The organism is Chroococcidiopsis sp. CCALA 051, assembly GCF_003015105.1.
Taxonomy (GTDB): Bacteria; Cyanobacteriota; Cyanobacteriia; order Cyanobacteriales; family Chroococcidiopsidaceae; genus Chroococcidiopsis; species Chroococcidiopsis thermalis.
In genome coordinates this window covers 1-15,986 of the sequence record NZ_PYCI01000147.1, presented here as the reverse complement: position 1 = coordinate 15,986, position 15,986 = coordinate 1, and the positions used below count along the sequence as shown (strand labels likewise).

Sequence of the window (15,986 nt, the reverse complement as noted above, 5' to 3'; positions counted from 1 at the left end):
GTAATGGGTAATCGGTAATCGGTAATGGGTAATGGGTAATGTGTAATTGTTGGTTGTTGGTTGACCGCTCCCTTGTCCCCCTTGTCCCCCTTGTCCCCTTCTTCCCTGCTCGTGCGCTCCCTGCTCCCTAATAACTGCCTACTCCTCGTCTGTCTCCATTTCTTCCATCAGGCTGACTCGATCGATCGCAAATCCTATTTGCGTCGCTAACTGAACAAATAAGTCAATTTCTTCCTGTTGCCAATTTCTCGGTTCGGAACAGTGATGGGCAATTAATAATCCCAGTAACTCATTGTTTTTCAAGATTGGTGCTACCAAATTAGCTTTAACTGCAAACTGCTCTAATAATCGGCGATAGCAGTCTTCAACTCGTCCCGCTTGGTAAATATCATCAATGACTGTGACATGACCTTGCTTGTAGATTTCGGCATACTTTTCTCTCATGCAAGGATCGTCAATTCTCACTCTTAAAGTTTGGGGCCAGCCTGGGGCAACAGACTCTGCCACGACAATGCCATCCCAATTACTAGAATCTAGACCGTAAACGACTACGCGATCGGTTTTGATCGCACGCCTGACTTCTTTCACAGCAGTTTTCAGTAACTCTTCTAAAAATTGAGCTTGCTGAATTCGCAAAGTAATTTCTGTGAGTAAATCGGCACGTTCGGCATCGGCTTCCTGCTTTTCTAAAAATGTAACTTGTTCGGATGCTACTCCTACCTGTTTTGCCAAATGGGAGAATAACTCAACTTCATGAGGTAGCCAAACTCTAGGTTCAGAACATTGATTAACAATCAATAAACCAAATAGTTGACCGTTTTTGGTAATTGGCGCTACCATCTGCGCTTTGATCGCAAACTGTTCTAACAATTTAATATGACAATCGGTCAGTTCTCCCCCATAAATATCGTGAGTTACGCAAATTCGACCATTGATATACTTTTCTACGCCCTCGTTCGATTCAGAAAAATATGTGTCGGTAATTTTAATCTTTAAGCAGGAAGGTAAGCCAGGTAAAACAGATTCAGCGACAACATTACCACTCCAGTCAGGATTAAATTGATACACGAAAACTCGATCGGCACTGAGAGCGCGGCGTATTTCTTTTGTAGCGGTTTTTAATAACTCATTGAGATATTGTGCTTGTCGAAACTTGAGCGAAATTTCGGTCGCTATTTTAGCTGACTCAATCGTGGCAATTTGTTGATGGCTAACATCCACCTTTTCCAGTGCTGCACTATTGAGAATTGCTAGCGGAGAGTAAGATTCATCCGGTTCTAATTTTGGCTTTTCACCTGCATCGACAGCAGATTTTGCTGGACGCATAGCTCGATTAGCAAAAAAAGCAGTCAACAAACCAATTAGTAGCAGCGATGCGACAACAGTTTCAATTAAAAGAGTCACTGGCAGCTGAGTGGGAGAATCAGCCAGGTCTGGATTGTCCACGCGGGCTTCAGCTTGGGCATTAAACTGCGGGACTAGGCGATCGTCGGCTTGCGCAAGGGTTTTGTCAGTCAAAACTGGCAAAATTCCAACAGCAATAATTAACGCTACGAGCTTGGTTCTAAAACTGCTTTTTTGCCACCAAAGGCGATGTCTGGAAAGCTTAGTCCCTGGGTCTGGATTATTCCGGCAAGATGGCGGATAATTATCTCTAGAGTCGTGAATTTTTATACTGCTAAAATTATTAATTTGGATACATTGAGAGGTAGTGGTACGTCTACGGGTGGAATACTGCTCGGCAAAATGGAAAGGGATTTGACTCATTGTGCGCTCGCTTGGCTAATACTCTGAAAACTACTGCCGAAAAACTTTCACATTTAGCATATTGAGGTCATTTTTAAATTTTTGCAATACTTTTCAACATAGGTAGCCGCATTTAGCTTTTTAATTTTAGACATATGTACTTACTTCTCGGTCAACTTGTTTATACCAGCTTTGCAGGCAAAGGATTCAAAACTGTTTGCAGTCCGCAGGTTTCGCCAGAAATTCAGCAAGCTTTCTTGCAACATGTAGTTTCCCAACATTGGGATTCTTACAATCCTCCAGAACCCAAATATCGTGCGGCTTACATATATCAAATCGACTCAGAGCAAACTTTGTTTGGTTGGTTATACAACGATGGCGTGGACGAGCTAGGACGCGGCAACGTACCATATTTTATTTGTTATTACATTTCAGAACCACTGTTTGATTTTCAACTAGCAAATATATTTACTTGTTTGGAGCGAGGACCAGTAACAATCTTAGATCGACATCAGCCTCGCGCATATATAAAAACCAAGGTTTTATCAAATTTGTGGGACTACCAACCAGCAAAAGCAGGGGTGTCAACTCCTCTGTACCTGCGACAGCAAAGCTATACAGACTTGCGCCAAGGAAATTTGTTGGAGCTATTTGTGCCGATTGACGCACAGGAAAGTGCCGTCGATTTCCCAGAAAGAACTTACGAGCAGCAAATGGCGCATCTCTCTATTTATACTAGTTATGCAATTGATGGCTTAGGGCTTGAACCGGGGCATGTTATTACAGCAGATGCTGCGACTATTGCAGTCGATCCGATCGCCTCTAAGAGTCAGTCAAAACCCAAGTTACCGTTGTATCAGTTCTACAAACAATCATTAGGAAAAGATCGAGAGTCAGAAAGTTTGATTCAGAAGGGCTCGACAAATTTATTATCTAAATACAAAAAAAATTCGACTGCTAGCCGCGATCGCCACTCTGTGTCAGCAAATTCTAACTCCGGTCGCTGGGCATTAGCAGGAAATAACTTCTCCCCAGTCGATTTGAAGCCGGTAGCATTAGGACAAACAGTTGATAATAACGCCGAACGCCTGACTTGGGGTTATAAAAACTCTCAACTTTGGCTCAAAGTTGGCATTTTAGCAAGTGCGGTAGCGCTCGGGTTTTCGCTATACGGTCTGATGCATTCGGGTATGTCTAATACCGATTCGCGAGTCTACGTAGCATCGCAAGTCAAGCGCGATCGAAACTACAAAGCTTTGGCAGCAGTTCCTAACGTCCCTTCAGGTACGTTTCGATATGGTGGCTCTACCACTTTTGCACCACTGCGATCGCCCACAACTGTCGCGACGATTGCCCAAGCTCAGCCACAATTTGAACTACTCTACACCGATCCTTATCAAAATAGACATGGCTCTACCGTAGGCATCCAAATGTTGCTAACAGGTAAACTCAGCTTCGCACAATCTTCTCGCCCGATTCGAGCGGCAGAATTAAGACAAGCCCAACAACTCGGTTTTACTTTAGAACAAATTCCCGTGGCGATTGATGGCATTGCTCTATATGCCAATCCTCAAGTTGCCGTTTCTGGGTTAACGCTGTCCCAAGTTAAAGATATTTTCACTGGGAAGATCGTTAACTGGAAACAACTCGGTGGTTCGGATTTACCGATCGTACCCATTAGCCGCGATCCTCAAGTCAGCGGTACTGCTGATTTTCTGCAAGAAAAAGTTCTAGCAGAAGAAAACTTTGGCTCCAACGTGCGATTAGTTAACACGACAACCGATGCTATCCGTACCGTCGCCAAAACTCCAGGCGGAATCAGCTACGCTACTGCCTCAGAAGCAGTTCGCCAGCAGAGCATAGATCCTATTTCTTTAGCAACCATCTCTCCCTTGCCACTGGCTGCGAGTAACGGTGGCTTTGTTTCTCCTTTCGACCTCCAGCGCAAAAATGTCGCTAATACTACAGCTTTTGCTAACGGTACTTATCCCTTAACTCGTCGCCTTTACATCATCGTCAAGCGAGATGGCAGCGTTGACGAACGCGCTGGGATTGCCTACACGAATTTATTGTTTTCTGAAGAAGGACAGCAACTCGTGGAGCAAGCCGGTTTTGCCCCCTTGCGCCTACGCTGAGATTTTACCTCCTAAATACTCGCAAAAGTGAAAAAAATCTATTTTTTTACGTCTGGAGATTTCTTTTATCGGATAATCTTTTTTTATCTAAATATATTGACTTTTACGAATTGTCTAGCCTGCCTCTAATGCTCAATGAAGACTCTAAGTTTTTTCTTTAAAACAGTGGACTGGCTGATGGCTTGCCACTATGCTCGAAAGAGAGGGTTTGTCAGCCTAATAACCGCCAACAACTGTTTTATTCAAATGCAAGACATTATAGAGACACACGGCTGCGAACTTCACGGAGTTGCACGCCTCGTTCAACTAGAACGCGCTATATGCAATCTCTTTAGAGTCTAAATGTGCGTTTTTAGGAGTAGCGTCAGAATTGCAGGTAGATTGACCGCAATTATATTTATTCTGCTGTCGCAGCAAAATCAAGTGTAATCCTTGGAGTTATTTGCTAGCGATGCAGTGAATAGTGATGTATGGTATTTAACTTTCAGGAATAATAACTTAGTGGTATGCTGCTGCTAATCAATCTCACCTAGCACTTAAGCTAATGTTACAAAAACTCTAGATCCAAAAAAACTATGTCAGTGAAACTTCGCAAGCAGCATCTAACCGTGTTACCTCAAAACTTACCAAAAAATAGAACATTTAATCTTTTAAGCATTGGGCAAAGAGGCGTAGGAAAAACGGTTTTCCTCGTTGGTAGCTATACGGAGCTACAGACTGAAAATTCCAAAAAGCAGCCGCACAAATTATGGTTTGAATGCCAAGACAACCAGGTAAAGGAAAACGTAGATAAAATTCTTAAATATATAGACCAGACGGATCAGTATCCACCACCGACGATGAAAGTCGTCAACTTCAGCTTTAACCTAAAACGACAAAGCTTTTGGGGTGAAAAAACAGTATGCCATTTCCGCTGGAATGATATCCCTGGAGAAATCTGCGACGTTCACAACTCTGATTTTCGCGAACTCGTGTTTAACTCGCATGGCTGCTGCGTGTTTATTGATGCCTACGCTCTCAGGCACAGCGATGCTTACATTCAAGTATTGGAAAATATCTTTGAGCAAGTCATGGCATTGACGAGCTTAGTTTATCTCAATGGATTAAATTATCCATTAGCTATAGTGCTAACTAAGTACGATCTATTAGAATCTAATGCAACAACTCAAAAAGTCATAAAAAATAAGTTAGAACCTTTGATCGCTCATCTCAATACCGTCAAAGCGCGCTACGAGATTTTTCATTCCTCTATACCTCTAGTGCGAGAAAATAACACAGTAACTCTCAAACCCAAAGGAACAGCTATCGCTTTTCTTTGGTTAGTATGGGAGCTAAACAAAATACATAGCTCCAGTGCAGAAAATCAGCTTTTGGGATTAATTCATCGCATTATTCCTGGCGATGCCAACGCTCGCTCGAAGAACCCTAACGGAGTGATGCAATCTTTATTCGATTCTAACCGCAAACCGAGTACTCAAAGCGATCGCCGCTCCTCTGTTAGAGAGAAAATGGGGTCGAAACTCTGGTGGTTCCTTGGCATTGGTATAGCTGGAATAGCCCTATTATCCCTACTCGGTTACCAACGGTCTACTTCACAGATTCGCACGGGTGAAGCATTGTACGATGTTGAAGCTTTACAACAAGCTGGAAAACTAGATAAAGCGATCGCTTCGTTAGAACAACTAGTGCAAAACAATCCCGATAATATAGATTTGCGTTTGCGTTTAGCAGAGCAATACGAGCTAACAGGTAATGCTGCTGGTGCAGAAAAAACTTACGACCAAATTTTGGCAAGACAAAACAATAACCTTAAAGCTTTAGTACGCAAAGCCGTGCTGCGTCAAATTCATAAAGATAGTCAAGGTGCGGCTCAGTTATTTGAGCAAGCAGAAGAAGCGGCTCCAGATGCTCTGAAACCACAAATTCGCACCTTAGCTAAAAAAACCTTAAATTCTTCTCAAGAAAATCAGAAGTTGAAAGGAGCGAAAACCACAGAACTCAAGAGCGATTGATCGGTTTTATACTCCAGATAATTGCGGCTAGCCCTCAAATCTTCTCTGTCCGTATAGGGGAAAGTGTAGCATTTATAGCTGTTCAAAATTTGCAGTTCGATTGGCAACTTGCCTCTAGCCTCTTTTTGATGAGTGTTGCGTTCAGAGAAGTTCTTCCATTAAAAAAGTCTTTACTAGAATTGAATTGGCTGTATAATAATTTACAACGCTGTCAAGATCGTTTATCTAATATGCAGTTGTCAGAGAAAAAACGTTACAGTCTTGAGGCGCGCACTACTAGTAAAAGCTAGCTTAATAACCGACAGCCAATCGGCAATTTATAGGTTGAGTGCTAGCAGATTTACCGAAATAATGTATGAAGAAAAGCCGCAAGTTGCAATTCATAATTCTGTGGTTACCTATATCTAGTTTTTGCTTCTGTTTCAATTTCCTTTCAATCGATATAGTAAGAGCAGAAGCATGTTCCGATCGGGAAATTAATTCTTATATAACAAAACTAGGCAACACTAACGAATGGATATTTACTGTAGCAGCGCTGAAAAAGTGTGGCGATCGCGCAGTAAAAGCATTGAGTCAAGAATTACAGCAAAAGGACGAAAACATTAGAATTAATGCGGTTGCCGCTTTGGGAAGTCTGGGAGCAGCGGCGCACTCGGCAATTCCGGCTTTGAGCGTTACAGCTTTAGCAGATAAAAGTCCCGTAGTACGTTCTAGTGCAGCATACGCGCTTGGTAGTATGGGAGTAGCAGCAGAAAGTGCCGTCCCCGCGCTCACAGTCGCACTACAAGATGAAGATAGATCGGTGCGATCGATGGTCGTATCTGCAATTGGTAGCATGGGAGCAGCAGCAGAAAGTGCCGTTCCCGCACTGAGCCAGACGCTTCGCGATCCCGATCGCACGGTGCGATCGAACGCTATCTATGCTTGGGCTAAAATTGCAACTGGCTGGCAGCAAAAAGCCGCAACGCTTTCCCATCTCCAATTAGAACGAGACATTCGAGAATTGGAAATGGCGCTGAAAATTATTGAAACCAGTCAAGAGTTATTTCCAGAAGCAGAGGTAGCGCTCTTACGTCAGTCATCGCAAATACTCAAATCGCATCGATACCCCAATTGGAGCGAGAACGGACTGAAATTGCTCTCACAGTATCGATGGCTACCAATTGGTGTAGTATATATCGCTACGCTGGCATCATTTTGGTCGCTACTCCTCTGGCAGCGTCCGCTGTGGATTTTGGGTATCAACAATGCATTACAACGATACTCTAGCATTGCTTTACCTGGTTTTTCCGGCAGAATGAAATTGCCAATTAACTGGTTAGTTTTAGTTGGTTTTTTCCACTATCATCCCAGAGTGCTGAATGCTTGGTTTGCTACCCAAACGCTCGATCCTCAGACACAGCAGGCACTCGCTCAATCTAATTCTGCAAGCAAACCTACTGATGTGCCGTTGTTAGAAGCAGACAGCGTGCAAAAATATGCCAAAGCGATCGCCTGGGAATGTATCAAGCAGACATTTCAGCCAGCCGCAGTCAAACGCGAACAATTACTCAGTGAGATTGGGGCGATCGCGGGATACGATACCGCTAAAATTTACCTAGAACATTTAGAACAGAATCTCGGTTTGCTGCAAGCGATCGGTAAGGCACAAGATAAAGTGCGCTTTACTCACGATCTGTTAGCAGAATATCTGGCTAGCCAATATCTCGTAGAATTATGCTGCGACAATGAAAACAACTGGCGCAAGTTCTTGGCGCGAGTAGACACCGTTCCCGATTGCGTGGCGATGAAGAGATTTTTATTATCTGTACGAGACTGCTGCATGGCTTTACAAGCAACAGTAAAAGTTCCTAGCTTTGTGACTGAAGAACTGAGTCAACGTGCTGGCATCGCTCAAAAATCACCGTCACAGATTCAGGCTGTATGAGCTAGTGGAAATCGGAAATGGACTGACAACTTTGTAGAGACGTTACATGTAACGTCTCTACACTGACAACTGATTAGCTAAACTACTCGTATAAGAACGATAGTATTAGCAATTCATGACACCCGAAGAAATTGCCAACACCCTAACAGATTTATTTCATTCTGCACCCGTACAAGCGATCGCTCCTGGTTCCTGGCAAATCGAAACACCGGAATTTCGCCTGTTAGTATTGCTATCAGACGATCGCTCTTGGCTGCGAGTATTATTACCAATTTTATCGGCGCAGGCAGCTCAACCGTTTTTGGAACAGTTACTCGAAGCTAACTTTGACGACACTCAGGAAGTGCGCTATGCCTTACATCAAGGAGTCGTGTGGGGAGTCTTTCAGCACAGTCGTGAAAGTTTGAGTACGACAGATTTTACCGATGCGATCGCGCGCTTAATTTCCTTAAATCAAGCGGGGTTAACAAATGCATTTAGCCAATTGGTAGAAACGAAACTACGGCAAATCGTCACAGCGCAAAAGCAGCAAGGACAATCTCTAGAAGCTACCCTGCAAAATCTGAGCAGAATGTACGACGAGGGATTGCTAGGCGACTTACAACAAGGAGCGGAGTCGCGAGAGCAAGTCATGGCAGCATGGAAATATCAGTTAGAAAGGTTGTGGTTGGAAGTAGAACCATAATGGATATTATTCAAATCCTCCGGCAAGATTACCAAAGATTCCCAGACAACCAGACATATAGCATCTATGCTTCAGATGTCTTTTTTCAAGATCCCCTCAACCGTTTTCGCGGTGTCGAGCGATACAAACAGATGATTAATTTCATCAACACCTGGTTTATTGCAGTCAAGATGGATTTGCATGACATTCGCCAGGAAGGGGATACCATCAAGACAGAGTGGACGTTGAGTTGGAATACTCCCCTCCCCTGGAAACCCCGCATTGCGATTCCAGGCTGGAGCGAGTTACACCTCAATCCCCAAGGATTAATTGATTCCCATGTCGATTATTGGAACTGTTCGCGGTTAGACGTGGTAAAGCAACATTTTGGTAGTGGGAAGGGGTGATGGGGATGTCATTTGTCATTTGTCATTTGTTAGTTGTCAGCTACTAATGGAAGCGGAGTAACCCTGATGATTGCTAGTCCACAATTACAATGGATGTCGCCGCAAGAGTATTTAGAATGGGAACCCATGCAACAACTGCGCCACGAGTATATCGACGGCGAAGTTTTTGCCATGACTGGAGGAACAAAACCCCATAATCGCATTGCTTTAAACTTAGTCACTGCTTTAGATAGCCATCTGGCTCAAAGCAGTTGCGAAGTGTATATTTCAGACGTGAAAGTACAAGTTGCTACTGCTAATAGTTATTATTATCCAGATGTTGTTGTTACCTGCGATCCGAGAGATCGGGAATCTAATTCAATCATTCAACATCCTTGCCTAATTGTCGAAGTTCTTTCCCCTTCTACAGAAGCATACGATCGCGGTGGTAAGTTTGCTCGATATCGTCAGTTGGAAACTTTGCAGGAATACGTTTTAATTGATTCCGAACAAATTGGTGTAGATTGTTTTCGGCGCAACGAACAAGGTTTGTGGGTGCTTTATCCTTACGCGACAGAAGATACGATAAATTTGGCAAGCGTAGGGTTATCTTTACCTGTAACTGCACTTTATCGCCAAGTCAAATTTGATGCGAAAGAAGGAGAGAATTAAATCGCGATCGCATTTTGCACCCTCATCTTTTCCGACAGATATATTCAGCCATAGTTGGTGAAAGATAGTTTGATTCAAATTCAAATCCAACGCGAGCCAGCATTCCTTCTATAATCCAAGTAAAAGTGCTGTATTCTTCCCAAACGTGCGTTTCAAAATCATCTGCGAGCTCTTCAAAATCAACCTCAAGTTGTTGTAAGTCATTGTAGTGCTAAGTAGGAATCTGCATAGTTCTTTTGCCTCAGTAATTCCTTGCTGCAAACAAGATAAGACATTAATTCGAGCCTAAGCGCAAAACAATACTACCCTGAAGCACGTCGGTGCGATCGCCATAACTACTTACAGTAATCGATTGTGTTTTGTCAAAAAATGGTTTTGCTGCTACTTCTAATAGTTTGACTAAAGGTAATTGACGTTCTAAAATTTCTCGACTTCTAGGTAAATCCAAATATAGATAACCCTGATTCGGCTGAGGAATAGCTTTTATGGCAGATTGGAACTGAGAACTCTTCAATAAAGAATCGGTTTCTGCTGCTTTTAAAGCTGCATCCATTGCTGCAACTGAAGAAGTGAAAATTTCGTATTTATCTATGCTAGTATAAACACCTTGGACTTTAGCTTTAAGAGTGAGTAACGAGCGATCGCCTAGCTCGGATGGACTAGATGAAACTGGATTTACCTGCATCCAAGCATAGATTTTTTGCTCGTCAGAAAAGAGCGGTGTAATGCTCAAACCTCGATTTTCAGCAATTGTATTGAAGCGATCGATTGCTAAATCTGTTCCTGCCGACTTCTCAGCCACAAAAATCCAGTCAGCACTCGTACTAGCGTCTTTTTGAGGTAGCATTCCTAAAGCATATTCCCCTTGCACCCAGCTAAAAATATCTTCTGAAATATCTATACCCCAACTATCTTGTAATTTCGCTAATGGTTGAGCGATCGATCGCGAAATTGCATCATTGCTAGAACCAGATAAGACAGTTGTAATTTGTCTCCATAACTGATTTAAATTAGTATTTTGTAAATGGCTCAAATCTAAACCCGCGATCGCTAAATTGGTTGTTATAGGTAAATATTGTAATGCTTGCACGGGTTCGGATAGCATCTTGCCAGCAGGAGCGAGTTCTGTCTGATTAGCAGTTATTGAGGTTTCTGCAACAATTCCTTGTGGATTTAATTTTAAACCAATAATTTGACTGTCATAAATTTGCTCTTGCGGTTCTTTCCCCAACAAAGTTGTCACTTGAGGCAAATTGAGAAAGATTATGCCAATTCGCTCAGTAGGTAATAAACTTAATGCGTGTTGATATCGAGCAGAATCATTCAAACTCAGATCGGGTGCTTGAACGTTATTAATTGCCTCTCGCAATACTTTAGGATGATTGGCAAATAAAATAAAGCGATCGCCCACTGCTGCGCCGACAAGAGAGATTCGTTCTTGTAGGGGCGCACGGCTGTGCGCCCCTACATTTACCCGATCGCGATCGGAGAAAATATTAACACCTTGATAAGTTTCTGAAACTAAATCTCTACCCGCGATCGCTCGTTGGGAAAATAATAATTGTAAAAATTCTCTACTTTTAGCTGGATTTCTGCTAGTTAATACCATTAAATATCCTGGCTGATTGCCATTTGTCGCATCGCGATCGATATCTGGACTCGTCAAAGCCAAAGTAACTTCTTCCCCCAACCAAGGTTGAATATCTTGGCGATAGTCGAGACTGCTACTAGCTAGTAAACTAGACTTAAAGCGTTCTAGTTCCTGACGCGACTGCCTGCGATCGCTCGGACGCGCTGCCAATTGCCGCAAAGACTCTAGTTTTTCTGGATTGACTAGCAAAGATACCATTGCAGGTGCTTGCTTAGGCACAAATATCGCTGCTTCTGGTGTATTTGTCGTACCACCTCGTAGTAAGCTGAGAGGACTTTGGCTATTAATCCAATAAAAACCGCCAACGCCAATTAGTAGCAGCACCACCACAACAGTTGCTATGGCAGAAAAAAATAAGCTTCGCTTCATGATAATTTACAAATGTCTTGCTAATCGTCATTGGTCATTTGTAAGACAACTTTGTAGAGACGTTACATGTAACGTCTCTACACTAATAACCGATCGCCGTCCCTAACCCACAGCCCCTCATTATGAATCCTTTTAGCCAAATTAGTGTAGAAGAACTGGCTCAGATGTTAAGTTCTGATGCTAGAGAGCAACTGCAATTGATCGACGTGCGCGAACCGGATGAAGTCGCGATCGCTCGTATTGATGGGTTTGAAGTTCTGCCCTTGAGTCAATTTGCTGATTGGGCTGATTCTATCCCCGCACGCTTCGATCCTCAAGCAGAAACCGTAGTTATGTGCCACCACGGTATTCGTTCGGCTCAAATGTGCCAGTGGTTGAGCCGTCAAGGTTTTACAAATCTTAGAAATTTAGCAGGGGGAATTGATGCTTACTCCACTGCGATCGATCCATCTGTTCCTAGATACTAGGACAGTGACCAGTTACCAGTTACCAGTTACCAGTTACCCTTCACTACTCACTGTTCCCCATTCTTCATCCCCAACAGCGTTCAGTAATAATTGCTACCAAATAATTCTTAATTTTAAGCAAAAGTACAGTCTATATTTAGATTTAGGGTCGCTGAAGCTACGTCTCGCTCCGATTGAATTTATCTAGGTAGAGACTTTAACTCTGCTGGGTGCAGGCTATAACATCTAACATAGATGTATGTATTGACAGACGCTGAGTTTTATGCGTTAAAAGGATATCTTTCCTGAGAAATAGCGGAAACCAGGCAGGAGTTAAGGCACAATCGAAATATAACTTTGTATTTATTTAACACGGTCTATCTTTTTTGCTATCTTGAATAACTAAAAATTAAAAAAATCTACAGATTACATTTACATTTCTTAAATTCGCGTCTCATCTCACTATTCTCATTTCACCTATGCAAGTGCAGCTTAACGATCGCCAACAGCATATACTTTGGGCAACGGTACGACATTACATCGCCACTGCCGAACCCGTGGGTTCCAAAGCTTTATTGGAAGAATATAACCTCGGCGTGAGTTCTGCAACCATTCGTAACGCGATGGGAGTGCTAGAAAAAGCTGGTTTACTTTATCAACCTCACACCTCGGCGGGAAGAATTCCATCTGACTCTGGCTATCGAATTTATGTCGATCGCCTCATAACTCCTTCCGATGTCTGGGGACGACAGGTAGAACAGCTACTCCAAGAGCAATTAAAGTGGGAAGATTGGAGCTTGGAAGCTTTATTAAGAGGCGCAGCGCAGATTTTAGCCAAGGTAAGTGGTTGCATTACTTTAATTACCATGCCCAGCGCTAACATGGCACGGCTGCGCCACATTCAACTGATTCAAATTGAGTCAGGGCGGATAATGTTGATTGTGGTAACCGATACTTATGAAACCCAATCAGTCTTGTTAGATTTGCCGACTTCAGAAGCGGAAACAGTCTTAGAATCAGAACCAGAAGTCATAGAAAGAGAGCTACAAATACTCTCCAACTTCCTCAATAGCCAACTGCGCGGGCGATCGCTGTATGAATTAGCATCACTTGACTGGAATCAATTAGACCGCGAATTTCAACAATATGGCGATCGCTTAAAAACTGTATTTGCAGATATTTGTCGGCGAACTCAGCCACTCCCGGCTAGCACGCAAATTGCCATCCGAGGCGTATCCGAAGTCTTGCGTCAGCCTGAGTTTGCTGAATTGCAGCAAGTCCAAACAATCCTACATCTTCTAGAAGAAGAACAGCAGCAGTTATTGCCTTTTATTTTTGAGGAACCAGAATTAGATTCCAACTCAAGGCGGCGAGTTACAATTCGTATCGGCTCAGAAAATACGCTCGAACCTATCCGTGGTTGTACCCTGATTTCATCTACCTATCGACGCGGTACAATTCCCGTTGGCAGTGTAGGAGTCTTAGGACCAACCCGTTTAGACTACGAATCTGCGATCGCCATAGTGGAAGCTGCTGCTGATTATCTATCTGATGCATTAAGCAACTAGTAATATTAACTGTTTTACATCTTGCCTTTTTGCATGACTTCTTGTAGATGCTGCCGGATTTCCTCTGCCTGTTGCATATCCTGTTGCTTTAACTTCTGGAACAGTTCTACACAAGGCTGCGAGTTCATTGACTGAGCATCATTGATGTAGGTATCGTAAGCTTTGACGGCTTCAGCTTTGTGGTGCAAAGTTGTGAGCAAATCGTATTCTAAATTGCTCATTGCTCTTTCACTTCCAGTCGCAGTCATAGATTTACCCTCCAATATTCAATCTCGTAACTAATAACCACCTTACTTATCCAAATGAGAACTTCATCTGTCAAAAAGTGGATGCACGAGGAGTGAGGGGTGGGGGAGACAAGGGAGACAAGGAGGACAAGGGAGACAAGGGAGAATGACGACAAATGACTAATGACCAATGACCAATGACTAATAAAGACATTGACTCTATCCTGAAACCATATCAGCGCTTCGGCGTACATCTTGGTTTAGAACGAATTCAAAAACTGCTGGCTAATTTGGGCAATCCTCAGCAGCAAGTTCCAGTCATTCACGTAGCGGGGACAAACGGCAAAGGATCTGTCTGCGCTTACCTTTCTGCCGTACTCAAAGAAGCAGGCTATCGAGTCGGGCGCTATACTTCGCCTCATTTAGTAGATTGGACTGAACGCATTTGTTTAGACGAACAACCGATCGCACCAGAAACGCTACAGCAAATATTGCTACAAGTCCAGCAGGCAATTTCGCTAGACGAGGAAACCCCAACTCAATTTGAAATTATTACTGCTGCGGCTTGGTTGTACTTTGCCCAAGTTCAGGTAGATATCGCAGTCATAGAAGTTGGGTTAGGAGGAAGATTAGATGCTACCAACGTTTGCGATCGCCCCTTAGTCACGGTGATTACTTCCATCAGTCGCGAACACTGGCAACAGCTAGGACCAACCGTAGCAGATATTGCCCGAGAAAAAGCAGGAATTCTCAAACCCAACTGTCCCGCAGTCATCGGACAATTACCACTAGAAGCAGAAACCGTCGTGCGATCGCGTATCGAAGAACTTGGATGTCCCGCTGTCTTTCCCCTACCCTCGCGTCAAATTGAACCAGGTTGGGCAGAATTTCGGAATTCGGAATTCGGAATTCGGAATTCGGAATTGAAGATGCACCAACAACCAACAACCAACGACATCAAATATCCTCTACCTCTGTTAGGAGATATCCAGCTGATGAATTCAGCTTTAGCAATTGCCGCTTTACGAATTTTGCAGCAACAAGGGTGGAAAATTTCGGATGAGGCGATCGCAAATGGGATGGGAAAAGCAAAATGGTTGGGGCGTTTGCAATGGACGACTTGGCAAGGACGTAAACTCCTGATTGATGGGGCGCACAATCCGGCGGCGGCGCGAGCTTTACGTCAATATGTCGATACCCTCGAACAACCTGTATGCTGGGTGATAGGGATGCTATCTACTAAAGACCATGCAGATATTTTACGCGCCCTATTGCGCCCCAAGGATGAGTTACATCTCGTCCCTGTTCCAGATCATAGTACTGCCGATCCTGAAACACTAGCAAAGCTAGCCCGTGAATGTTCCCATCTAGCTACGTGTCACACTTATCCAGATCTCTTTGCTGGATTAGAAGCCGCGACAACATCATCAAATTTAATGATTCTATGCGGTTCGTTGTATTTGGTTGGATATTTTTTACGCATTGCTGGGTAGGGGCGCACAGCTGTGCGCCACTACATAGAACCGTTATTTTCCAGCCTTAGCATCCCATTCTTTCGCAGCATCTGCGATCGCCACATCGACTGTTTTTTCTCCCAGCATGGCAGCTTGGAGGTTTTCGTAAATGGCGCGTTTGAGGACGTTGATATTCTCCATTGCGGGAATTAGCACTTCTGCTTGTTTTAACTGACTAGCACTCACCACCCGCGCCCGATCCATTTCGGATTTATCGCCTGACACGGATTTGAAATAGCTATCAGCCAAGGCGGGAATTGTTGAAGGAAGGACGTTGGCGGCTTTGGCAAAGGCGAGTTGATTATCGCTGTTGGTCACAAATAAAGCAAACTTTATTGCTGCGTCGGGGCGATCGCTATCTTTAGGAATCACGAGATTCATCACGGCAACATTCTTTTTACCTGTGGTTCCGGTAATTTCTGGTGCAACAGCAGAAACTTTGGCAATTTCTGGCGCATTAGTTGAAATTGTTTTGAGAAATTCTGCTCCCGTCCCTAATAAAGCCGTCTCTCCTGCTTGATACATCTCAATTCCGTGGCGATGTCCTTGGGTTAAGGATTCTTGGGGTAAGAGTTCTTGTTTATACAAATCTACCCAGTACTGAAAAGCTGCTTTGCCTGCGGGTGTATTAAATGCTGCTTTGCCTTTGTCATCTACCAAGGTTACCCC

The 15,986-nt window shown here is 43.5% G+C and carries 13 protein-coding genes; 9 read left to right on the top strand and 4 right to left on the bottom strand.

The features are described 5' to 3' along the window. Positions 1-138: 138 nt before the first annotated feature. The gene (locus C7Y66_RS25820) at positions 139-1,767 is read right to left on the bottom strand and encodes a GAF domain-containing protein (RefSeq protein WP_106547784.1); all 1,629 of its coding nucleotides are present in this window, start codon (positions 1,765-1,767) and stop codon (positions 139-141) included. 134 nt (positions 1,768-1,901) lie between these two features. Between C7Y66_RS25820 and C7Y66_RS25815 the strand changes: the two genes are divergently transcribed. The 6 genes from C7Y66_RS25815 to C7Y66_RS25785 all read left to right on the top strand — a co-directional run bounded on the left by C7Y66_RS25815 (position 1,902) and on the right by C7Y66_RS25785 (position 9,542). After that, positions 1,902-3,881, top strand: a complete 1,980-nt coding sequence (locus tag C7Y66_RS25815; RefSeq protein ID WP_106547783.1) for a PstS family phosphate ABC transporter substrate-binding protein — start codon at positions 1,902-1,904, stop codon at positions 3,879-3,881. A gap of 575 nt (positions 3,882-4,456) precedes the next feature. Beyond that, the gene (locus C7Y66_RS25810; protein WP_106547782.1) at positions 4,457-5,893 is read left to right on the top strand and encodes a tetratricopeptide repeat protein; all 1,437 of its coding nucleotides are present in this window, start codon (positions 4,457-4,459) and stop codon (positions 5,891-5,893) included. A 355-nt stretch (positions 5,894-6,248) separates the two neighbouring features. Then, a complete protein-coding gene (locus C7Y66_RS25800) occupies positions 6,249-7,820 on the top strand; it encodes a HEAT repeat domain-containing protein (RefSeq protein ID WP_106547780.1) in 1,572 nt (523 codons plus the stop codon). 115 nt (positions 7,821-7,935) lie between these two features. Next, a complete protein-coding gene (locus C7Y66_RS25795; protein WP_106547779.1) occupies positions 7,936-8,505 on the top strand; it encodes a hypothetical protein in 570 nt (189 codons plus the stop codon). Continuing rightward, a complete protein-coding gene (locus C7Y66_RS25790) occupies positions 8,505-8,891 on the top strand; it encodes a DUF2358 domain-containing protein (RefSeq protein WP_106547778.1) in 387 nt (128 codons plus the stop codon). The genes C7Y66_RS25795 and C7Y66_RS25790 overlap by 1 nt, the downstream gene beginning before the upstream one ends. Positions 8,892-8,957: 66 nt before the next feature. Beyond that, positions 8,958-9,542 (top strand): Uma2 family endonuclease, encoded by a 585-nt coding sequence (locus C7Y66_RS25785; RefSeq protein WP_106547777.1) that lies wholly within the window; start codon positions 8,958-8,960, stop codon positions 9,540-9,542. A 274-nt stretch (positions 9,543-9,816) separates the two neighbouring features. Here the strand turns inward: C7Y66_RS25785 and C7Y66_RS25780 are convergent, their stop codons facing one another. Continuing rightward, entirely contained in the window at positions 9,817-11,562 is a 1,746-nt protein-coding gene (locus C7Y66_RS25780; RefSeq protein ID WP_106547776.1) for a DUF3352 domain-containing protein, read from the bottom strand. A 122-nt stretch (positions 11,563-11,684) separates the two neighbouring features. Between C7Y66_RS25780 and C7Y66_RS25775 the strand changes: the two genes are divergently transcribed. After that, the gene (locus C7Y66_RS25775) at positions 11,685-12,029 is read left to right on the top strand and encodes a rhodanese-like domain-containing protein (protein ID WP_015155440.1); all 345 of its coding nucleotides are present in this window, start codon (positions 11,685-11,687) and stop codon (positions 12,027-12,029) included. A 458-nt stretch (positions 12,030-12,487) separates the two neighbouring features. Beyond that, positions 12,488-13,576, top strand: a complete 1,089-nt coding sequence (gene hrcA, locus C7Y66_RS25770) for a heat-inducible transcriptional repressor HrcA (RefSeq protein WP_106547775.1) — start codon at positions 12,488-12,490, stop codon at positions 13,574-13,576. Between the two features lie 14 nt (positions 13,577-13,590). Here hrcA and C7Y66_RS25765 read toward each other — a convergent pair whose 3' ends face one another. After that, positions 13,591-13,824: a hypothetical protein gene (locus C7Y66_RS25765; RefSeq protein ID WP_106547774.1), complete on the bottom strand. Its 234-nt coding sequence runs from the start codon at positions 13,822-13,824 to the stop codon at positions 13,591-13,593. Between the two features lie 176 nt (positions 13,825-14,000). On the opposite strand from C7Y66_RS25765, the gene C7Y66_RS25760 reads away from it, so the two are divergent. Beyond that, a complete protein-coding gene (locus C7Y66_RS25760) occupies positions 14,001-15,296 on the top strand; it encodes a folylpolyglutamate synthase/dihydrofolate synthase family protein (protein ID WP_106547773.1) in 1,296 nt (431 codons plus the stop codon). A gap of 33 nt (positions 15,297-15,329) precedes the next feature. Here C7Y66_RS25760 and C7Y66_RS25755 read toward each other — a convergent pair. Next, positions 15,330-15,986: extracellular solute-binding protein (locus C7Y66_RS25755; protein ID WP_146149880.1), on the bottom strand; the 657-nt coding region annotated here is incomplete at its 5' end.